Consider the following 22,547-nt stretch of genomic DNA (forward strand, 5'->3'; position numbering starts at 1 on the left):
CTATTTTTAAGAGAAAAAATAGCACAGAATGAAAAGAAACTTCCTTCTTTTTTTGCTTCTAACAATTTCAGTTCATCTGTCTGGGCAAATTAATTTGGTTTCTAAAAAGATTTTTTTAGACTCCTTAAATCGTGAATGCACTCCAGAAAACTATGCCTATACAAGAGTAATTACCAATTATTCTCAGAAAAGCATGCGTTATGTTGTAACTGACTTTTATAAAAATGGAAGAAAGAGAATGACGGGCTCTACTTTGGATCGCGATGTTTTAAAAAAAGACGGAGAGTTTATTTACTATTATAAAAACGGAGCAAAAGAAACCGTTGTCAATTATTCTGAAGATCACAAAAACGGAAAAGAGATTAATTGGTACGATAACCAAAATAAAAAGTGTGAAAAGCAGAATCTTTGGGATCCGAAAACTAAAAAAGCACAAACTTTGATTCTTAATTGCTGGGATGAAAATAAAAGTCAGACCGTCGTTGATGGAAACGGAGATTATGAAGAAACCGATTTATTTGTAACACAAAAAGGAACTCTCAAAGACGGATTGAAACAAGGCGTTTGGGAAGGAAATGATGTGGCTCGAAAAATTACATTTGTAGACAATTACGATCGGGGAATTTTAATTTCGGGAGTAAGCACTGATGCCAACAATGTAAAATTCTCTTATTCTTCTTTAAGTGAAAAGCAATCTGGCAAAAAAGCTCCGAAGTTAAAGTAAAAGAACAACCGAAATCAAAGAAAAAGAGGATCGCAAATCATTAAAAACAAATTTCTTACCCCTAATTTTTAGATTCTTTTATTTTTTTTTGATTTTTCTGTTTTTTTAATCTAATTTTGCACCCGTCTTACAAAAGTTGTATGACATACATAAAAATCATTAAAACAATATTGGAATGTATTTAACTAAAGAAAAGAAAGAAGAAATCTTCGCACAACACGGTGATGCAAAAAACACTGGTAAAGCTGAAGGTCAAATCGCGTTGTTCACTTACAGAATTTCTCACTTAACTGAACACTTGAAAAAAATCGTCACGATTACAACACTGAGCGTTCTCTTGTACTATTAGTAGGTAAAAGAAGAGCTTTGTTGGACTACTTGAAAAAGAAAGATATCAACAGATATCGTGAGATTATCAAAGTATTGAATATCAGAAAATAATCAATATAGAAAAGAGGTGCGAAAGTGCCTCTTTTTGTTTTTACATTATAGCTATTTATAATAAGCACGTTACAAGAAAAAAGTTTGGTTTTTCATTGGGTTTTAGATAACAACAACTACACACAACAACAACTACAACACAACTAAAACCCATTGTATAATCAAAAAGGAAAAATTTATGATTCCACAAGTTTCACAAGAAATTATCGATTTAGGAGATGGAAGAAGCATCTCAATCGAGACTGGTAAATTAGCAAAACAAGCCGATGGTTCAGTTGTTGTACGTTTAGGAAACTGTATGCTTTTGGCAACTGCAGTTTCTGCAAGAACATCTAACCCAGGTGTTGACTTTTTACCATTAACGGTAGATTACCGTGAAAAATTTCTTCGCTGCAGGACGTTTCCCAGGAGGATTTTTCAAAAGAGAAGCAAGACCAAGCGACAGCGAAGTATTAACAATGAGATTAGTTGACCGTGTTTTACGTCCGCTTTTCCCAGACGATTACCACGCAGAAACTCAGGTTATGATTCAATTAATGTCTCATGACGATAACGTTATGCCAGACGCATTAGCTGGTTTAGCGACATCTGCTGCATTAGCTGTTTCTGACATTCCGTTTTACAACTTAATCTCTGAAGTACGTGTTGCACGTATTGACGGAAAATTAGTAATCAACCCAAGTCGAGAAGAATTAGAAAAATCTGATATCGATATGATGATCGGAGCTTCTATGGATTCTGTTGCAATGGTTGAAGGTGAGATGAAAGAAATCTCAGAAGCTGAAATGGTTGAAGCAATTAAATTTGCTCACGAAGCTATTAAAGTTCAAATTGTTGCTCAACAAAAATTAAGAGCAAAATTAAACTCTCAAGAATACAGAACTTACGAAGGTGAAATTGAAGACGAAGCTGTTTACGCAAAAGTAAAAGCTGCTGCTTACGATAAATGCTATGCAATTGCTCAAGAGGCTTCTGGAAAAGCTGAAAGAGGCGAAAAATTTCTTGCTGTAAAAGAAGAAGCAAAAGCTTTATTTACTGAAGAAGAATATGCTGAAAATGCTGACCTTGCTGGTTTAGTTGGAAAATATTTCTACAAAACAAACAAAGAAGCTGTTCGTAATGTAATTCTTGAAAAAGGAATTCGTCTAGACGGTAGAAAAACTACAGAAATCAGACCAATCTGGTGTGAAACTGATTATTTACCATCTGTACACGGATCTTCTTTATTTACTCGTGGAGAAACTCAAGCTTTGGCAACAGTAACTTTAGGAACTTCTAAAGAAGCTAACCAGATCGATTCTCCATCTGAACAAGGTGAAGAGAAATTCTACTTACACTATAACTTCCCTCCTTTCTCTACTGGTGAAGCAAAACCATTAAGAGGAACTTCAAGAAGAGAAGTTGGTCACGGTAACTTAGCTCAAAGAGCTTTAAAAAACATGATACCTGCTGATTGTCCTTATACAATTCGTGTTGTTTCTGAGGTTTTAGAATCTAACGGTTCTTCTTCTATGGCAACGGTTTGTGCTGGAACAATGGCTCTTATGGATGCTGGAGTTCAAATGACAAAACCAGTTTCTGGTATTGCTATGGGATTAATTACTGACGGTGAGAAATTTGCTGTATTGTCTGACATCTTAGGAGACGAAGATCACTTAGGAGATATGGACTTTAAAGTAACTGGAACTGCTGACGGTATTACTGCTTGCCAAATGGATATCAAAATCGAAGGATTACGTTATGACATTATGGAACAAGCTTTAGCACAAGCTCGTGACGGACGTTTGCACATTTTAGGAAAATTAACTGAAACTATTGCAGCGCCAAGAGCAGAAGTGAAAGCTCACGCACCAAAAATCATTACAAGAACTATTCCTGGAAACTTTATTGGAGCATTGATCGGACCTGGTGGAAAAGTAATTCAAGAATTACAAAAAGCTACTGGAACTACAATCGTAATCAACGAAGTAGACGAGCAAGGTGTAGTTGAAATCTTAGGAACTAATCCTGATGGTATCAAAGCTGTATTAGCTAAAATTGATTCATTAACTTTCAAACCACAAGTTGGCGAGGCTTACGAAGTTAAAGTAATTAAAATGCTTGATTTTGGAGCTGTAGTAGAATATACTGCTGCGCCAGGAAACGAAGTATTGCTTCACGTATCTGAATTAGCTTGGGAACGCACAGAAAATGTTGCTGATGTAGTTAAAATGGGAGATGTTTTCCAAGTGAAATACTTAGGAGTTGACCCTAAAACTAAAAAAGAAAAAGTGTCTAAAAAAGCACTTGTTCCAAGACCTCCACGTGAGGACAAAAAAGAGTAATCAGATCTTAGTTTACTAAAGGTTTATTCATAGAAAACCCCAATTCATATTTTTGAATTGGGGTTTTTAAGTTTTATAATTCAAACTTGAGGATTACCCATTTTATGCAAATGTGTAAAATGAGAAAACATCATTTGCAATAACGTTTTATGATGATAGGGTTGTTTGTATTCTTTTGTTGTTTCTTCAATTATTGAATTTATTTCACTGTAGTTGGTATGGCAGATATTAGGAAAAAGATGGTGAGCTTGCATGACAGTTTGAACCACCGCTTAAAAACCTCGCCCAACTTTTGTCTGCATTCCAATCGCAGCTTGTATGAAGCTGATGCACTGCCCATGTGTGTTCAAGAAATTCTCCTTCTGGCTGCGGATAATCTGCGCCATCAAAAAAATGCGTTCCTACAAGCATTATAATAAAAACCATTGACGTAAAAGCACTCGCAGTAAAATAACTCAAGACAATAAAACTCCACGAAAAACCACAATATAATATTGGAAAAAGCAACACTAAAGAAAAATAAAATATTTTATACAATATAAATCTTACATACAATTCAACCTTTGGAACACCTCTTTTCATCCAATCATATTCGTTGGAAAACAAATAAACCCAATCGCTCATAAAAACAGAATGGAGCAACGTAAACATATAAACAAATGGCGCATAATAAGCCTGGTATTTATGTTTTGGTTTCCAAGGATGGGTTGGGCTTAATCTTAAAAAGGGATTTTTATCAATATCTACATCGCTTCCTTCTACATTTGCATACAAATGATGTGAACGAATATGTCTCAATCCCCAAAGCAATGGATCGATACCGACGGTAAGAAAACTAAAAAAATGCAATACCGAGTTTATTTTTTTGTTTTTGAATGCCGTATTGTGAGAAGCATCATGTCCAAAACTGAATCCTATCAATAATCCTGATAATTGAAAAACAACATACAGAAGCCAAAAACTTATTTTATTTATGGATTCACAAAAGAGCAATGAATAGGAGAAATAACAAATCAATGTCCAGAATAATCCTTTAAACCAAAATCTGAAATCTCCGTAAGAAATATTTTTACCTTGAAGTTTTTGGTGAACACGATGTTTTAGAGTAGAAAAAAAAGTTTTTCTTCTTCTGATTTATTGAAATATTTAGCTTTCATAAAGTGTCTTTTTTAAAATTACAAGACAAACCTATTGCATTTATCGCGTATCAATTTGCGCAAACCAATTAAAGAAATATTTATATTTGCGATTATCGCAAATTATGAAACATCAGGAATCTTTTTTAAAAGCAATTAGACAAAAAGCACCTAAGTCAGTTTCTTTAATAGAAGAAATTGCAGGTATTTTAGAAATTAAATATGACGCCTCTCATCGAAGGATTTCAGGAAAAAGCAAATTCTCTATTGATGAAACGATTAAACTGGCGGAACATTTCAACATTTCGCTAGATAATTTATTCTCAAATAAAGAAAAGGTGGTTATTGAGAAAACAATCGAGATTGAAAACTTAAAAGACATGCTTCATTATTTCAAATCATCATCTGAAAATATTGAAGCATTAATAAAAAATAAGACAGCAACACTTTTCTATTCAGCAAAAGACATTCCGCTGTTTTATTTTATGGATGGTACAATTTTATCCAAATTTAAAGCCTTTGTATGGCTGAATCTATTAAACTCAAATCAGAAAAAAGTTGCTTTTGAAAATTTTGTAATTGATGAATCATTTACAGAATACATGCAAAAATTAAAAGAAATATACGAGAATACTCCTGTAAATGAAGTATGGAATGACACCACCATAAACAGTAGCTTGCAACAAATTCTATATTTTTATGAGGCTGGACTTTTAAATCTAAAAAGTGCAAATGCTCTTTGTTTAGATTTAAAACGAATTATTAGCTTAATAAAAGAAAAATGCAGACAAACCCAATAATCAGTTTTCGATTTATTATAATGAGCTAATATTATTGAATAATAACATGCTTATAGAAACAGAAGAAAAGCTGACGATGTTTGTACCTTACACTCTTTTAGGGTATTTTATAACCGACAATAAAGAAAGTCGCAAGAATGTTCATCAATTTTTCAAACAGCAAATTACAAATTCTATACCCTTAGGACAATCTGGAATAAAGGAACAAAATCTTTTCTTTAATCGAGCCATTCGAAAAATAGACTATTATCTAGAAAAAATAAATTCTCAGGTAGATTTATTGTTTTAAAAAAATTGAAAAACCCCAAATTCTTAACCAAATTAGGGTTTTTCAACCTTATGTATTTCTTCATTTTTTACATTTCCTACAAAAGGAATCTATTTCGTACCAAATTTAAAATTTACTATTGCAAAGTCATTTTCGAATATTTTTAATAAATATTCTAAATTTTAATAGTTATATAACGCCTTTTAAGAGGCTGTAGCAACTTTTTATCACAATTTAACAAATTAGCGTTTTATTTGTAACCTTTTTTTTATACTTTTGAAATCTTCCGAAAACAACTAATAAAACCATTAAATCCTTTGAAAAATTACCAAAAAAAAATCGTTTTTCTCATTTTATTTGAATTATTCTTAAACATTCATCCTATCCAGAGTCAAACTAGTAATGATATCAATACTTACAATTGGTTTGATACTACTGTTGGCAGAATTAATTTGGATATTAATAATGGGATACCACACACCAATTCATTTCGAACTTTAAGCACTGACATCCATTTGTATTTAATTAATAAATACGAATCAGGAAAAGTTACGTACGAAAACCAAACTTATTATGATGTCAAACTCAAATATGACATTTATAGAGATATATTGGTTTTGAACCCTGATGGAGGGTCAGAAAATATTGGTATAAATCTAATACAGAATAAAGTTAGTTCGTTTTCTATACTTGATAAAAACTTTATCAAAAGAGAAAAAAGAGCGAAGATATACCTGAATTTACAACGGGTTATTACGAGGAAAGCAAAATTGCTCCAGAATTGGTCTTGTATATCAAACACCATAAAGATATGCAGAAAACGATTTACGAAAGCAGTCTTTACTTTACCTTCAAAGAAAACAACTCCTATTTTATTGATTTAAAAGGTAAAATTTATGCAATAAGAGGCAAAAGCGACCTTGTTAAATTATTTCCAGAACAGAAAAAGCAAATCAATGGGTTTTATTTATTGAACAGAGAACTAAGAAATTCCGATTTAGATCAATTCATGAAAAATTTGATGAAATATACCTTTAACTCTCAGTCAATATCAAGCAAATAAAACAAATGAAAAAATTTTTACTCTCCTTACTTATCGCGTTCTCTTTTCAATTGTCTTTTGCACAAAATACGAATGAGAAATTATCTATCACTTTTAAAGACGAAACTTTAACCAATGCGCTAAAACGTATTGAAGAAGCAACTGCATATAAATTTTACTTTGATCCAACTTGGGTTAATGCTGAAAAAGGACTGATCTCTGGAACTTATACAGATGCAAAAATCGATGATGTGCTTAATAAAGTATTAAGCAAAACAGATTTGAATTATATCATCCTGAAAAACAAAGTAATCTTTACACTAAACAGTACAATTCACGATACTTTGCCTGCAAATTATTTTACTGATGCTCCTGTTGAAACAAATCAGAATAAAAATACTGATAGCGAGAATCCTGTATTTCACCAGCAATACGATTCTTTAAGCGACTATACCGTAAATAAAAAATCTGCAATTGTTTTTATTGGTAAAGAAAACAAAGAAGCTACTAAAAAATCTTTTACCGTTTCTGGAACAGTTAGAAACGAAGAAACAGGTAAAGCTGAACCAAATATTTATATTAAAGTTCGAAATAAAAACATAAATACTTCTACAGACCCTGACGGAAATTATACTCTACAACTTCCTAGAGGTATAAATATTATTGAAATCAAATCATTAAGCCATAAAGAAGTGGTAAGAACTTTAATGGTTTATGATGATGGTGCATTTGATGTTAATATCAACGAAAAATCAAACCAACTTGACGAAGTTGTAATTAAAAAGAAAGGACAAAAACCTACTGAAACTACTGTTTCTGGTTTGGTTTCTATTGATATTGAAGGAATCAAGAATGTTCCTTTAATTCTTGGTGAAAGAGATATTCTTAAAGTAGCGACTACTTTTCCTGGGATTAAAACCACAGGTGAAGGTTCTGCTGGATTTAATGTTAGAGGTGGAAAAGATGATCAAAACTTAATTCTTTTGGACAATGCTGTATTATATAATCCGCGGCACTTTTTAGGATTCTTCTCTGCTATTAATCCATACACTACAAAGAAAGCCGATATTTACAAAGGAAGTATTCCTGCAGATTTTGGAGGAAGATTGTCGTCTGTGTTTGATATCGCTACCAAAAATGGTAATCAGGAAAAATTTTCAGGTGAGGGAGCAATTGGTCCTATTACTTCGAATCTTACGTTAAGTGTTCCAATCGAAAAAAATAAATCTAGTATTATTGTCGGAGGACGTGCAACATATTCTGATTGGATTTTAAAGGCGCTTGATAATGAAGATTTAAAAAACAGTCAAGCAGGATTTTATGATGGAATTTTTAAATACAATAATGCGATTAACGCTAATAACAATTTAGAAGCTACAGCATATTATAGCCACGACCGTTTTAGTTTAAGCTCTGACTCTATTTACAAATACAGCAACAGATTGGCTTCTATTAAATGGGATCACACTTTTAACAAAAAAAATAAAGTCGCTTTCATTTTCACAAACAGTGAATACAAATTCAATATTGACTACGATTCAGATGATATAAATTCATTTGATTTTGGTTATAAAGTAAACGAATCGCAATTACAGGCAAAATTCACTTACCAACTTAACCCAAAACATACTTTTTCTTATGGTATTGCTAGCAAACTATACAATATCTCGCCAGGATATCAGCACCCTACAAAACCGGAAGCTACTTTAGTCCCAACAGATATTGAAAAAGAAAAAGCATTAGAATCTGCGAGCATATTTATCTGACAGTTATAAATTCAATGATAAATTACTTATTGATCTTGGATTAAGGTATTCTTATTACATGGCATTAGGTCCTGGTGATGTAAATACTTATGCTCCTGGTTTACCATTGAGCGCCGAAACAGTGACAGGAACAACGACTTATAAAAATAATGAAGTAATAAAAACATACGGCGGACTAGAGCCTCGTATTCGTCGCACGTTATTTCCTTACAGATGATTTCTCTGTAAAAGCAGGTTATGATGTAACTCGTCAGTATATTCATTTATTATCTAGTAATGTTACTCAATCACCAACAGATACTTGGAAATTATCTGATTCTAATGTAAAACCTCAAACCGCTCAACAGGTTTCGTTAGGATTATTCAAAACATTAAAAGATGAAGAATACGAAGTAAGTTTAGAAGGATATTATAAAAAATCTAAAAACATTCTAGATTACAAAGTTGGTGCGCAATTATTGCTTAACCAAAATGTTGAAACCGAACTTTTACAAGGTGAAGGAAAAGCATACGGAGTTGAGTTATTATTAAAGAAATCGACTGGAAGATTAAACGGATGGATTGGATATACTTATTCTCGTACTTTTATCAAACTAGACAGCCAGTTTAGTTCAGAAATCGTAAATAATGGAGAATATTTCCCTGCTAACTTTGATAAACCTCATGATTTAAGTGCGATTTTAAATTATAGATTTACAAAACGTTACAGTTTATCAACTAACTTCTTATATCAAACAGGAAGACCTATAACGTATCCTATTGGTACTTTCCATTACGGAAACTCAGAATATACTTTGTATAGTGATAGAAATGCTTATAGAATTCCAGATTATATTCGTTTAGATATTGGAGTTAACATTGAAGGAAACCATAAAATTAAAAAGCTAGCACATAGTTTCTGGAATATTTCTATTTACAACGTTCTAGGAAGAAACAATCCGTATTCTATTTATTTCGTAACAGATCCAAATGGAAAAGTAAAAGGCTATAAAACATCTATTTTCTCAATCCCAGTACCAAGTATTACGTATAACTTCAAATTCTAATACGAGTAAATGAAAAATCACAATCTATATAAGATTATTATTTTACTTGTTACTGCTATTGTAATTAATGGCTGTACAGAAGCATATCCATTGGTAACCAATAGATTTGAAGATGTACTGATTGTTGAAGCCAATCTAACTAACGAGCTCAAAAACCAAGAAGTAAAACTTACCAAATCTGCAAGGTTCGAAGATGAAAATTATCTTCCAGAAAGTGGAGCAGAAGTTTTTATTACTGACGATGCAGGCAATAAATACAATTTCAGCGAAAATTCAGATAAATACGTTTCAGATATAGAGTTTCAAGCTGTTCCTAATACCAAATACCAATTACACATTAACACCAAAGACGGAAGATCTTTTGCTTCATCGCCAGAAATCCTTACCACTATAACACCTATCCAAAGTGTAGTAGCAGCGATTGAACAAAAAGATGATATTAATGGTGTTGGTATTCGTGTAAACAGTTTTGACCCTACAGCTACATCGACCTATTATAGATTTGAGTACGAGGAAACCTACAAGGTTGTTGCGCCAAAATGGTCGCCAACAAAACTTGTATGGAATGGCGGGCCAACCTTTGAACCAAATTCTGTAGACACTAAGGTTTGCTATGGTTCTAACAAAAGCATCGGATTTATGCTTTTAAATACAAATAAACTGAAAGAAGATCGTGTAGATTATCGAATTCGCTTTATTAGTGACCAAGATTATATTATTACGACCCGATACAGTATTTTAGTTAAGCAATATGTAGAAAGTCTGGCGACTTACAATTATTACAATACATTAAACAAAACAGCTGTCTCAGGAGGAACTATTACTTCTCCTACTCAGCCCGGTCTTTTGTTAGGTAATTTGAGATCAATTAATGGCGACAGTAAAATATCAGGATATTTTGATGTATGCTCCGTATCGACTGAGCGAATTTATTTTAACTATGCGGATTTATTTCCAGGTAAATTTCCTCCTCCTTATGCTGTAGATTGTACACAATTTTGTTATGAAAAAGAAGCTTATAACCCTGTTCCTTGTACACATTGCTGTCATTATTTAGATGATTTGCCTCGAGGAATAATAACTTATTATTCAGGAGATGGAATCAAATCTCTTGAAACATATTGGGTTGATGCTCCATGCGGAGACTGTACAAAAATTGCCTCTAACATAAAACCACCTTTTTTGGGTAGATTAATAAAGAATTATCTATTTTTTTGAAGATCAAATCAACTTAAAAAGAACATCGAAAAATGAAATTTCAAATCATAAAAAATATAATCCCACTAGCTCTTCTCTCAACCCTTTTTTATGGTTGTTCAGAAGCATATCCGTTAGTGACAAATAGGTTTGAAGAAGTAATTATAGTAGAGGCCAGCCTAACTAACGAGCTAAAAAAACAGGAAATAAAATTGACCAAATCAGCAAAATTTGAAGATGAAGGCTACCTTTCTGAAAGTGGCGCAGAAGTTTTTATTACCGATGATGCTGGCAATCAATATAATTTTAGTGACGATTCAGAAAAATATGTTTCAGATATAGAATTTCAAGCTGTTCCAAATACTAAATATCAATTACACATTAACACCAAAGACGGAAGATCTTTTGAATCATCCCCAGAAATGCTTACGACCATTAACCCTATGCAAAGTGTGGTCGCAGCAATTGAACAAAAAGACGATATAAACGGCGTAGGTATTCGCGTAAACAGCTTTGATCCTACAGCCACATCAACTTATTACAGATATGAATATGAGGAAACATATAAAGTTATTGCCCCAAACTGGCTGCCTATTAAACTTGTATGGAATAATGGGCCTATATTTGAATCAAACTCGCCAGATACTAAGACTTGCTATGGTTCTAAAAAAAGCGTAGGATTTATGCTAGTAAATACAAATACGCTAAAAGAAGACCGCGTAAATTATTTAATTCGCTTTATTAATGACCAAGACTATATTATCACACACAGATACAGCATTCTAGTTAGACAATATGTAGAAAGTCTTGTCGCTTACAACTATTATAACACATTGAATAAAACGGCAGTTTCTGGAGGAACCATTACTTCTCCAACCCAGCCAGGTCTTTTATTGGGTAATTTAAGAGCTATTAATGGTGACAGTAAAATATCAGGATATTTTGATGTGTGCTCTGTTTCTACGGAACGAATTTATTTCAATTATAAGGATTTATTTCCAGATAAATTCCCACCTCCGTATGTTATTGATTGCACACAATATTGTATTGCAGAATCTCCTTTTAATCCTCCTCCTTGCACACACTCGGCCCCCCATTATTTAGACGATTTGATTCTCGGAAAAATAAGCTATTTTTCAGGAGACGGTGCTAATACTATTACAACTTATTGGGTTGATGCCCCTTGCGGAGATTGCACAAAAATTGCCTCTAACATAAAACCTCCTTTTTGGGTAGATTAAACAAAGTCATCTAGTTTTTAAAAGATTCAATCAACTTAAAAAGAACATCAAAAAAATGAAATTTTACATCATAAAAAATATAATCTTCCTTGCCCTTCTTACAATCCTTTTTAATGGTTGTACAGAGGCATATCCGTTAGTAACAAACAGATTTGAAGAAGTAATTATTGTAGAAGCCAATATAACCAATGAACTTAAAAAGCAAGAAATAAAACTTACCAAATCTGCAAAATTTGAAGATGAAAACTACCTGTCTGAAAGCGGAGCAAAAGTTTTCATTACTGATGATGCCGGCAATCAATATAATTTTAGTGAAGATTTAGATAAATATGTTTCTGATACGGAATTTCAGGCAGTTCCAAATACTAAATACCAGCTGCATATTACCACTAAAGACGGTAGATCTTTTGAGTCATCGCCAGAAACTCTAACCACCATAAATCCTATACAAAGTGTAGTGGCTACGGTTGAAGAAAAAGATGGTGTAAATGGTGTTGCTATTCACGTAAACAGCTTTGATCCTACCGACTCATCAACTTATTACAGATACGAATACGAGGAAACCTACAAAGTTATTGCGCCAAAATGGAGACCTACAAAAATTGATTGGATCGTAAGCACGCAAACTCCTGTTTTCCTTCCAAATTCACCCAGCACTAAAACTTGTTATGGTTCTGGAAAAAATATAGAATTAATGCTACAAAGTACAAACAATCTAAAAGAAGATCGTGTAGACTATTTAATTCGATTTATTAACGACCAAGATTACATTATTACACACCGATATAGCATTTTGGTTAGACAATATATAGAAAGTCAAACAGCATACAATTATTACAATACATTGAAAAAAAGCGCTGCATCTGGAGGTACTATTGTTTCTCCTACTCAGCCAGGCTTTTTATTGGGAAATTTACGAGGTATTAATAATGACAGTAAAATATCTGGATATTTTGATGTTTGCTCTGTATCGACAGAACGAATTTATTTTAACTATGAAGACTTATTTCCAGGTAAATTTCCTCCACCTTATGTAGAAGAATGTAAAGAGTTTTGCTACTCAACAGATGAGTCTTTAGTTCCTGACCCTTGCACGAACTGGGGACATTACGCTACTGATTTATCATTAGGGAAAATAACCTATTATTCGGGAACAGGAACAGGTTTGACCTTTTGGGTAGATTCTCCATGTGGAGACTGTACAACAATTGCATCGAGTATTAAACCTCCATTTTGGGTGGATAATTAAAAATTCCTTTTTACAATAAAACCAGAATCAGATTAAAAAGAATAGATTTAAACCATGAAATTTCATTTAATAAAAAATACAATCCTTTTAGCATTTCTAGCAGTCCTTTTTAGTGGCTGTACAGAAACATATCCGCTTTTAACTAACACTTATGAAGAAATAATAGTAATTGAAGCAACATTAACAAACGAACTTAAAAACCAAGAAATTAAAATCACTAAAACTTCAAAATTTGAAGATACAGAAGTTGCCGTAGAAAGTGGCGCTAAAGTCGTTGTTAGAGACGACCAAGGAAACGAATATCTATTTGTAGAAAGCTCAGGAGTATATAAATCTCAGGTAGCTTTTCAAGCTCTTCCAGATGCTAAATACACATTAGAAGTCACTACTAAAGATGGAAAGATTTATCAGTCAAACCCGCAAACTTTGACAAAGGTAAATCCAATCCAAAGTGTTGTTCCTGCACTTGCAGTAAATAAAGACAATGAAACTGGTGTTCAGATTAATGTTAACAATTACGATCCAACAAAATCTTCAAATTACTACAGATATGAATATGAGGAAACTTTCAAAATTGTCGCACCAAAATGGAATGTTTACAAAATCATTAGCACTTCTCTGCAAACAGTAGATTTGATTAATAACGATCCTGCTACTAAAACTTGTTACTCAACCAAAAAATCAACAGATATAATTTTGGTTAATACTAATGACCTGACAGAAGACCGCGTAAACTTACCTATTCGATTTATCGATAAAAATGATTACATAATTGGACATCGATACAGCATATTGGTAAAACAATATATTGAAAGTTTAGAAGCATATACTTTTCATAAAACAATAAAAGACATGTCAAGTTCTTCAAGTATTTTAAACCCAAAACAACCTGGTATTATTGCTGGAAATATAAGATGCATAAACGATTCGGCTACAAAAGTTATAGGCTTTTTTGATGTTTCTTCTTATTCTGAGTCTAGAATATTCTTCAATTATACCGATTTTTTCCCTACAAGCCCAATACCTTATTTTAACAGCTGCGACGACGTTCCTTTTAAATTCTGCTTTGGCACAGAAGACTGCGAGGGAGAAACTATGATTTATAATATAAATAAAAACCTTATGACATACGTTAGTGGCGCTGGTTCAAACTATACTCTTGTAGACGTCGCCTGCGGAGATTGCACATCATTTTCATCAAACATAAAACCTTCATTTTGGATAGACTAAAACATTTATTTTTATTGCTTGTATTAATTAATACACAATTTAGCAGAGCACAGCAAACAATTACTTTAGATGAAACGGTATACGTTCATTCTAATGCTACATCATTTGTTACAGGAGAAACTTTATTGTACAAAGTTTACTGCCTAAAATCGTCTGATAAAACGCCAAGCAACATAAGCAAAATAGCTTACGTAGAAATTGTTGACAACAACCACAAATCTGTTTTTAAAACTAAAATTGCACTCGAAAATGGAGTTGGACAAGGAGATTACTTTATTCCGACAACTGTAAAAACAGGTAATTACAAATTAGTTGGATATACCAATTGGATGCTAAACAAACCAATCTCAGAATTGTTCCAACTAGACATCAACATCATCAATCCGTATAAAACAGATGAGAAGACTAATGCCGAAAAAGTTTTAACTAGCAAGCACAAAATCAAATGCTTCAGAAAATTTAAAAAACGACAACATAACTCTTAATTTGAATAAAAAATCGTTTACAAATCGAGAATTGGTTGATTTAAAAATTCAATCTTCTAATGCCGATTTCAAAAATGGAAATTATTCGCTTTCTGTTAGAAAATTAGACAACATTCCTTCTTCAGACAAAATTTCTGCGGTAGGTTTTGCTTCTAATCCATCTTATCCGATTGCGTTGGATACACAAAAACAAGATCAAAAATTAGTGTTACCAGAACTTAGAGGAGAGATTATCGCAGGAACAATTTCAGCAAAAAATGGTACCGATAAGATTGCAAATATTTCTGTTGGATTGTCTATTCCTGGAAAATCTTTTGCTTTCAAAGTTGTAAAAACCGACATGTACGGTAACTTTATTTTCAATGTTGGACAAACATATTACACATCAAATATCATTTTGCAGATCATAGACGAAAAAGCAAGCGGTTATAACCTTGTTGTAAACAATAGTCCAGAAATAGATTACTCTAAATTATCATTCGAAAAAAACACGAGCCTATCTTATACCTTCAAAGAAAGTTTGCTAGAAAGATCTGTTTCTAGCCAAGTTGAAAATGCATATTTCTACAAAAAAGTAGACAATATAGAAAAAGCGCCTACAACAGATGCATTTTACTATCCGCTTGCAAAAGAATATGTTTTAGATGATTATACTCGTTTTAAAACTTTAAAGGAAACAATTACCGAGGTTGTTGTTGAAATTTACTCTAAACAGAAAGACAATAATCTTTATTTGCACGTAACCGACCCGAATGTTTTCCCGCAGCTTCCTGAATCTGCACTTGTTCTTGTAGATGGAGAATATTTAGAAAATGTAAACGACTTGGCGCTATACAGCATGAAAAATGTCTACAAAGTCGAGCTTATTATAGGAAGATATTACATTGGGCCAAGATCTTTTAACGGATTAATTAGTTTTACAACTTTCAATAAAGATTTTAAAAATACTCAAACAGGAAGTTTTATAGCAAAACCAACTGTTTTGAGACCGCAACCTAAAAAGATTTACAACAAAGTAAAATATGAAAGCGGTTCTGATAATGATAGAATTCCAGATTTTAGAAATCAATTGCTTTGGAATCCTAATGCTCAACTAAACAGTGATGCTGATACTTCATTCTATACTTCAGATTTATCTGGAACTTTTGAAATTAGATTGGAAGGTTTTACCAAAAATGGAATTCCAGTGTCTGTTACAGAAAATATTGAAGTTCAAAATACTGCTGTAAATTAAAATTTAGTTTTTTCAAAAAACATAACACTCACAAAACCTGCCCATTAAAGGCAGGTTTTTCTTTTTTTATAAAAAATAAAAAATATTTTTATTATATTGTAACTTTTTCGACACTCTATACGTATAACCATTTGTACACTTTAAAAATAGGGAGACAACAACATGAGACAACTTAAAATCACCAAGCAGGTAACTAATCGTGAAACTGCATCGTTAGATAAATATCTACAAGAAATTGGAAAAGTTGACCTAATTACCGCTGATGAAGAGGTAGAATTAGCACAAAGAATAAAGGCTGGTGATCAAAGAGCTTTAGAAAAACTAACAAAAGCCAACCTACGTTTCGTAGTATCTGTGGCTAAACAATATCAAAACCAAGGATTAACTCTTCCTGACTTAATTAATGAAGGAAACTTAGGTTTAATTAAAGCGGCTCAACGTTTTGATGAGACTCGTGGTTTCAAATTCATTTCTTACGCTGTATGGTGGATTCGTCAATCGATTCTTCAAGCTTTAGCAGAACAATCTCGTATTGTACGTTTACCATTAAATAAAATTGGTTCTATCAATAAAATCAACAAAATGTATGCTTTATTAGAGCAATCTAACGAGCGTCCGCCTTCTGCTGAGGAAATTGCAAAAGAACTTGACATGACTGTTAACGACGTAAAAGAGTCTATGAAAAACTCTGGACGTCACCTATCTATGGATGCTCCTCTTGTTGAAGGAGAAGATTCTAACCTTTATGACGTATTACGTTCTGGCGAATCTCCAAATCCAGATAGAGAATTAATTCACGAATCTCTTCGTACTGAAATCGAACGTTCTTTAGAAACATTAACTCCAAGAGAAGCAGATGTTGTTCGTTTGTATTTTGGTCTTGGCGATCAGCACCCAATGACTCTTGAAGAAATTGGTGAAACTTTCGACCTAACTCGTGAGCGTGTTCGTCAGATTAAAGAAAAAGCAATCCGTCGATTGAAGCACACTTCTAGAAGTAAAATCCTTAAAACATATTTAGGATAAGACAATATTTGTTTCAGGTTTAAAGTTTCAGGTTGCTTTTGTAACTTGAAACATGAAACTTGAAACCTTTGTACCGCAAACAACAGTTTGATTGACTGTTCGTTTTTTGATTGATGATTGAAACTCCGGCTGATTACCGGAGTTTTTTATTTTTTAAAGTTTTTTTTACCGCAAAGCACGCTAAGAATTACGCAAAGTTCAGAAAGAAAAAAAGAAATAGCCACAGATTAAAGGATTTACACAGATTATAAAATCATTTTAATTCCTTTAATCTGTGGCAAAAAACTTAGTGCACTTTGCGTAATTCTTAGCGTGCTTTGCGGTTAAATTATAATCAACAGTATAAAAACTTTATCTTTGCAATAAAACAACACACAATGAAAAATACACTTATTGCTCCTTCAGTTCTTGTCATGCGGATTTTGGAAATTTACAGCGTGATGCAGAAATGATTAATAACAGTCAGGCTGATTGGTTTCATATCGATATTATGGATGGAGTTTTTGTTCCGAATATCTCTTTCGGAATGCCCGTTTTAGAAGCAATTTCAAAACATGCAAAAAAGTATATTGATGTACATTTAATGATTATTGATCCAGATCGTTACATAAAAACTTTTGCCGATTTAGGAGCAAATGGGCTTACTGTACATTACGAAGCTTGCACACACTTACACAGAACACTGCAAGCTATTAAAGCAGAAGGAATGAAGACTGGTGTTGCCATGAATCCACATACCAATGTTGACTTATTAGAAGACGTTATTAATGACATCGACGTAGTTTGCATTATGAGTGTAAATCCTGGATTTGGAGGACAATCATTTATCGAAAACACTTACGACAAAGTAAAGAAGCTAAAAGCACTTATTACTCGTAAAAACGCTTCAACATTAATCGAAATTGACGGCGGTGTAACCAGCAAAAACGCAAAACAATTAGTCGAAGCTGGAGCAGATGTTTTAGTGGCCGGAAGCTTTGTTTTTAAAGCTGAAAACCCAACAGAAACCATAGCAGATTTAAAAAGTCTTACTGCTTTTTAAATTTTCAAAAGCAAAAAAAGTCCAAAATAATTTTTGGACTTTTTTTATTATCTAAAACCTACTCAGGTTCAATCCAATAAGGATTTGCTTTAAGTTTTTCTACAACATATTGGATAACTTTCTGAGCTTTCAAACTATTTCCAGAGTTATCTAATGGTGGCGAAATAACAGCAATTCCAAATTTGCCAGGACATACAGCCAATATTCCTCCTCCAACTCCACTCTTTGCCGGAAGTCCCGAATTAAACAGCCAAATTCCAGAATTATCATAAAGACCTGCAGTTGCCATTACAGGTAAAGTATACATTACAGTTGTCTGACTAACCACCTTATTCTTTGTAACAGGATTAACGCCTCCATTTGCCAATGTGGCCGCCATTGTAGCAAGATCCTTTACATTTACATTCAATGCACATTGTTTCGTATAAAGATCTGTTGCTTGTACTGGATCAAAATATATTCTGTTATAAGCCAATAACAAATGTGCAATAGCTTGATTTCGTAAATTATCCCCAGCTTCACTTATATAAACAGGACGATTTAGAGAAAGCTCTCTTCCAGCAAAGTCACTCTGAATTTTCTGGATTTCTTTCCATTTTGCTATAGAATCATTACCTCGAATAAGGCTCGTAGTTGCAATAGCTCCAGGATTTACAAGAGGATTAATTTTATCACCTTTATGCATTTCTATCGCAACAATAGAATTAAATGGTAATCCTGTGGCATTTACGCCTATTTTGTCTTCTAAAAACTGTGATCCTTCTTGCTCAATTACTTTTGCCATCGTAAATACTTTCGAGATGCTTTGAATTGAAACCATTGACGTTATATCGCCTTTTGTATATATGGCTCCCTCTGCAGTAACAAGCGCAATACCAAAAATATTGGGATCAACATTGGCTAGTTCTTTAATATAATCAGCATTTTTTCCTTCTTTTACATCTTTAAATTTATTAAACGCTTCATTAAGGGTATTTTGTATATTTTGTTTATTCAGTATTGTTTGGCTATAGCCGTGGTTTATGATAAAAACAATCATTAAACCAGCAAAAATCAATTGCTTGTTCATTTTAAAAAAAGGCATTCTTATTTCTATTCTAGATTAATTTATAGATAAACAGTATTTAATTAAAAATCCTTACTGCTTTTTAAGTTCTTAAGATTTGGGAAGAAATCAATTCCAGTCATTTTTTCTAAAGTTTCGATTGGAACAACAAAATCGTAAATTGATTTATCACTTTTTTCATTTGGCACTAAGAAAGCAATTGCCTTATGCTCTGTTCCAGATTTAGCTAAAACAATTTTATAAAAGTATTCAGGAACAGCAACTTTCTCTATTCCTATTTTTTTATCCGAATCCTTCAGAATTCCGCCAGTTACAACATAAATATCATTATATTTTCCTGCCCAATAGCGCGTTTTTTGCTCTATTCTATTCCAAATTCCGGCATTAAACTCTTTCTTTTGAGGTGAAATATTCGAAGTATAAAAAGTATCATTATAAGCATCTTTACTAAACTCCATGTCTCCAGCGGGGCAAAGATGCCCTTTATCATAACCAGAATTTTTATAGTTTCTCCAATCTGCAGAACCCGTAGTTACTTTTGGATCTTCAATAAAATAAGGTCTTTTATAATCGTTATTTTTTAAATATTCCTTTTTTAATTCATAAGCCACCCACTCTGCCTGTTCAAACTTTTCATTATAAGAAAGCGTATAATATTGATGCTTTACAATCTGTTTCGTTGTTGAAGTTGGCAAATAAGCTACGGTATAAGAATCATTGCTCGTAGAATTTCCCTTAAAAGAAATCACATCTTTACTTTCGTTTTCTTCTCTTATATTTTCTTTCTCTACATTCTCCTTCTTGCATGACAACAGCACGAAACTCATTAAAAACACATAAAGCAACTTTTTCATAAATAAAAATATTAAGCGATAAACGTACAAAAAAAACGCTCCATAAATTCAAAATTTACAGAGCGTTTTTTAACAAATTAAATTCTTCTCGAACTTAAGACTTCACTAGTTTATCCTTTTTCATTTTAGGATTAACTGTATTTTTCACCAAACCTTTTGTCTGCAAATCATCTAGTACATTTAATGCTTCTTCTACATAAACATCTTTAGATAAAGCTTGATGCCATGCATCTCTTTTCTCTTTTAAAGATGCATCAGCTTTCATTTCATCTTCTTCGTACGGAAGCGATTTAAAGATCAAATCGTTTTTGTAATCAGAAATTGGTTTGTATTTTTTTCCTTCGTTTTCAACTTGCTCTTGAGTTTCTTTAAAACTCTTAATATTTAAGCTGTAAACATTTTCTTTGTTTTTAACATCAATCCATTTTGCATTATCATCAATTAATTTAAACTGAGGATTTTGAGCAATTCTGTTTTTACTGTTATTGATAGCTTTAGCAAAATTCTCATTAGAATTCCATGTGCTATAATCTGCTGGATCAATTTTATCCCAAGGCATTGCATTGTCAATATCTCTCTCGCCCATTTTTAAGTAAGCATAACGATCCGGCATTACGACATCACTATGAACTCCTTCAAGCTGAGTAGATCCTCCATTTATTCTGTAAAACTTCTGTCCGGTAATTTTCAATGCACCAAGATCTCCATAATTTGCATTACGCACAAACTGATTTAAATCTAATACATTTTGAACCGTTCCTTTACCGTATGTTTGTTTACTTCCGATAATTACACCACGTTTGTAATCCTGAATTGCAGTTGCTAAAATTTCAGATGCAGAAGCAGAAAAACTGTTTACCATGATAACAAGTGGTCCATCCCACTCGATTTTTTTATCTTTATCGTATAGAACTTCTTTCTTTTTACCTGCAGATTTTACTTGAACAATTGGTCCTTCTTCAATAAATAAACCTGCGATATCAACCACAGTAGAAAGAGATCCTCCACCATCATCACGAACGTCTAATACAATACCATTGATGTTTTCTTTTTTTAGTCTCTCTACTTCTTTAGCAATATCTTTTCCTGCATCACGTCCGTCTTTGTTTTCAAAATCAATATAAAACTTAGGAAGATAAATTACTCCATATTTTAAACCGTTTTTCTCAACAACACTAGACTTCGCATACGTTTCTTCAATTTCAACAACATCACGAATGATAGAAATCACTTTGATCGAACCATCAACTTTTTTAACCGTAAGTTTTACTTCAGTTCCTTTATGCCCTTTAATTTTCTTTACAACATCATCCAAACGCATTCCAACAACATCTACAGGCTCCTCATTTCCTTGAGCAACTTTCAAGATTAAATCTCCTGCTTCAAGTTGTTTTCCTTTCCAAGCTGGACCTCCAGAAATTAATTCATCAATTTGAGTAAAATCATTTTTCTTGGTCAAACGAGCTCCAATACCTTCTAATTTTCCACTAATATTTACATCAAAACGATCTTTTTCTTCTGGTGCAAAATAGCTTGTGTGCGGATCAAAACGAGCCATGATAGAGTTCAAATACACAGAAAACCAGTAGTCTCTATTCAAATCTTTAATTACACTAAAATTATCATCTAGAGATTTTAAAGAGCTTTCGCGAGTTTCTTTTTCTAAAGTTTCAAAAGATTTCTCTTTGTAAGCAGGATCTTTTTTCTTCTTCTCTTCTTCAATTTTTTGTTTTGTTACTAAAGAAGAAAGAGTCGATAATTTAATCTGTTTTCTCCATCTTTCATTAATCTCTGTTAAGTTTTTTGCATACGGCATTTTTTCATAATCCGCATCAAAATTCTCATCTACATTATAGTTAAATGGCTGACTTAAAATCGTTTTATAACGTTTTTTACTTTCTTCCATACGCTTCATTAACCTTGTATAAGTAAGGTTGAAAAACGTAATATCTTTATTCAAAAACTGATCATCCAACATTAATTCATACTGTTTGAATTCGTCAATATCAGACTGAAGGAAAAATCTTTTGAAGGGTCTAAAGCATCAATATAATCCTTGAAAATACCTTTAGAAAATTCGTCATTTATTTCTGCTGGGCTATAATGTCCTTTTTCAATAACAAATGCTAGTAATTCTAAAAGTGTCTTGTCTCTGTTCGGATCTGGGTCGATTGTCCTATCGGCATTCATCTTAAATGCAAACAATGTAAGCGATAAGCACAATACGGCTATGAGTATCTTATAATTTCTTTTCATAAACTTTATAATAGCATTCATCAATTTTTTTATCTAAGTTACGTTAAAAACTATGCCACGAGAGCTAACGCTTCGATAATTTTTTGTTAAAGATATAAAAATGTTTAATTCGTAAAAAAG

General features: G+C 32.6%; 13 protein-coding genes and 5 pseudogenes. 14 read left to right on the top strand and 4 right to left on the bottom strand.

The window, feature by feature from the left end; translation table 11 throughout:
* Positions 1-28: 28 nt before the first annotated feature.
* The 3 genes and pseudogenes from P5P87_RS14145 to P5P87_RS14155 all read left to right on the top strand — a co-directional run bounded on the left by P5P87_RS14145 (position 29) and on the right by P5P87_RS14155 (position 3,489).
* Complete coding sequence (locus P5P87_RS14145; protein ID WP_198854673.1) at positions 29-724, top strand: toxin-antitoxin system YwqK family antitoxin; 696 nt, start codon at positions 29-31, stop codon at positions 722-724.
* 175 nt (positions 725-899) lie between these two features.
* Positions 900-1,165, top strand: a pseudogene (gene rpsO, locus P5P87_RS14150) (30S ribosomal protein S15).
* Positions 1,166-1,343: 178 nt separating this feature from the next.
* Positions 1,344-3,489 (top strand): annotated as a pseudogene (locus P5P87_RS14155) (polyribonucleotide nucleotidyltransferase).
* A gap of 228 nt (positions 3,490-3,717) precedes the next feature.
* Here the strand turns inward: P5P87_RS14155 and P5P87_RS14160 are convergent.
* On the bottom strand, positions 3,718-4,410 hold the full coding sequence (locus P5P87_RS14160; protein WP_278019689.1) for a fatty acid desaturase family protein: 693 nt from the start codon (positions 4,408-4,410) through the stop codon (positions 3,718-3,720).
* Between the two features lie 340 nt (positions 4,411-4,750).
* Here P5P87_RS14160 and P5P87_RS14165 point away from each other — a divergent pair, with 340 nt between their 5' ends.
* The 11 genes and pseudogenes from P5P87_RS14165 (at position 4,751) to rpe (ending at position 18,251) form a co-directional block, all read left to right on the top strand.
* Positions 4,751-5,425 carry a helix-turn-helix domain-containing protein gene (locus P5P87_RS14165; protein ID WP_278019690.1) on the top strand — a complete coding sequence of 225 codons (675 nt, stop codon included), beginning with the start codon at positions 4,751-4,753 and terminating at the stop codon, positions 5,423-5,425.
* A gap of 46 nt (positions 5,426-5,471) precedes the next feature.
* Positions 5,472-5,714, top strand: coding sequence for a hypothetical protein (locus P5P87_RS14170; RefSeq protein ID WP_278019691.1), 243 nt, complete (start codon positions 5,472-5,474; stop codon positions 5,712-5,714).
* A gap of 1,047 nt (positions 5,715-6,761) precedes the next feature.
* Positions 6,762-9,547, top strand: a pseudogene (locus P5P87_RS26285) (TonB-dependent receptor).
* Between the two features lie 9 nt (positions 9,548-9,556).
* A complete protein-coding gene (locus P5P87_RS14180; RefSeq protein ID WP_278019692.1) occupies positions 9,557-10,765 on the top strand; it encodes a DUF4249 domain-containing protein in 1,209 nt (402 codons plus the stop codon).
* Positions 10,766-10,797: 32 nt separating this feature from the next.
* Positions 10,798-11,985: a DUF4249 domain-containing protein gene (locus P5P87_RS14185; RefSeq protein ID WP_278019693.1), complete on the top strand. Its 1,188-nt coding sequence runs from the start codon at positions 10,798-10,800 to the stop codon at positions 11,983-11,985.
* A gap of 55 nt (positions 11,986-12,040) precedes the next feature.
* On the top strand, positions 12,041-13,234 hold the full coding sequence (locus tag P5P87_RS14190) for a DUF4249 domain-containing protein (RefSeq protein WP_198854681.1): 1,194 nt from the start codon (positions 12,041-12,043) through the stop codon (positions 13,232-13,234).
* A 54-nt stretch (positions 13,235-13,288) separates the two neighbouring features.
* Entirely contained in the window at positions 13,289-14,464 is a 1,176-nt protein-coding gene (locus tag P5P87_RS14195; protein WP_198854682.1) for a DUF4249 domain-containing protein, read from the top strand.
* Positions 14,465-14,478: 14 nt separating this feature from the next.
* Positions 14,479-14,949, top strand: coding sequence for a hypothetical protein (locus P5P87_RS14200; protein WP_278019694.1), 471 nt, complete (start codon positions 14,479-14,481; stop codon positions 14,947-14,949).
* Between the two features lie 31 nt (positions 14,950-14,980).
* Entirely contained in the window at positions 14,981-16,183 is a 1,203-nt protein-coding gene (locus P5P87_RS14205; RefSeq protein ID WP_278019695.1) for an MPN domain-containing protein, read from the top strand.
* 162 nt (positions 16,184-16,345) lie between these two features.
* Complete coding sequence (locus tag P5P87_RS14210) at positions 16,346-17,209, top strand: sigma-70 family RNA polymerase sigma factor (protein WP_007804760.1); 864 nt, start codon at positions 16,346-16,348, stop codon at positions 17,207-17,209.
* Between the two features lie 377 nt (positions 17,210-17,586).
* Positions 17,587-18,251, top strand: a pseudogene (gene rpe / locus P5P87_RS14215) (ribulose-phosphate 3-epimerase).
* A gap of 58 nt (positions 18,252-18,309) precedes the next feature.
* Here the strand turns inward: rpe and glsA are convergent.
* The 3 genes and pseudogenes from glsA to P5P87_RS14230 all read right to left on the bottom strand — a co-directional run bounded on the left by glsA (position 18,310) and on the right by P5P87_RS14230 (position 22,448).
* Entirely contained in the window at positions 18,310-19,320 is a 1,011-nt protein-coding gene (gene glsA, locus P5P87_RS14220) for a glutaminase A (RefSeq protein WP_278019696.1), read from the bottom strand.
* Between the two features lie 59 nt (positions 19,321-19,379).
* Positions 19,380-20,171, bottom strand: coding sequence for a DNA/RNA non-specific endonuclease (locus P5P87_RS14225; protein ID WP_198854686.1), 792 nt, complete (start codon positions 20,169-20,171; stop codon positions 19,380-19,382).
* Between the two features lie 94 nt (positions 20,172-20,265).
* Positions 20,266-22,448, bottom strand: a pseudogene (locus tag P5P87_RS14230) (carboxy terminal-processing peptidase).
* Between the last annotated feature and the right edge of the window lie 99 nt (positions 22,449-22,547).

This window comes from Flavobacterium ginsengisoli (assembly GCF_029625315.1).
Lineage (GTDB): Bacteria > Bacteroidota > Bacteroidia > Flavobacteriales > Flavobacteriaceae > Flavobacterium > Flavobacterium ginsengisoli.

Coding starts and splice junctions, on each gene's coding strand:
- P5P87_RS14145 (WP_198854673.1), top strand. CDS start 29: ATGAAAAGAAACTTCCTTCTTTTTTTGCTTCTAACAATTTCAGTTCAT.
- P5P87_RS14165 (WP_278019690.1), top strand. CDS start 4,751: ATGAAACATCAGGAATCTTTTTTAAAAGCAATTAGACAAAAAGCACCT.
- P5P87_RS14170 (WP_278019691.1), top strand. CDS start 5,472: ATGCTTATAGAAACAGAAGAAAAGCTGACGATGTTTGTACCTTACACT.
- P5P87_RS14180 (WP_278019692.1), top strand. CDS start 9,557: ATGAAAAATCACAATCTATATAAGATTATTATTTTACTTGTTACTGCT.
- P5P87_RS14185 (WP_278019693.1), top strand. CDS start 10,798: ATGAAATTTCAAATCATAAAAAATATAATCCCACTAGCTCTTCTCTCA.
- P5P87_RS14190 (WP_198854681.1), top strand. CDS start 12,041: ATGAAATTTTACATCATAAAAAATATAATCTTCCTTGCCCTTCTTACA.
- P5P87_RS14195 (WP_198854682.1), top strand. CDS start 13,289: ATGAAATTTCATTTAATAAAAAATACAATCCTTTTAGCATTTCTAGCA.
- P5P87_RS14210 (WP_007804760.1), top strand. CDS start 16,346: ATGAGACAACTTAAAATCACCAAGCAGGTAACTAATCGTGAAACTGCA.
- glsA (WP_278019696.1), bottom strand. CDS start 19,320: ATGAACAAGCAATTGATTTTTGCTGGTTTAATGATTGTTTTTATCATA.
- P5P87_RS14225 (WP_198854686.1), bottom strand. CDS start 20,171: ATGAAAAAGTTGCTTTATGTGTTTTTAATGAGTTTCGTGCTGTTGTCA.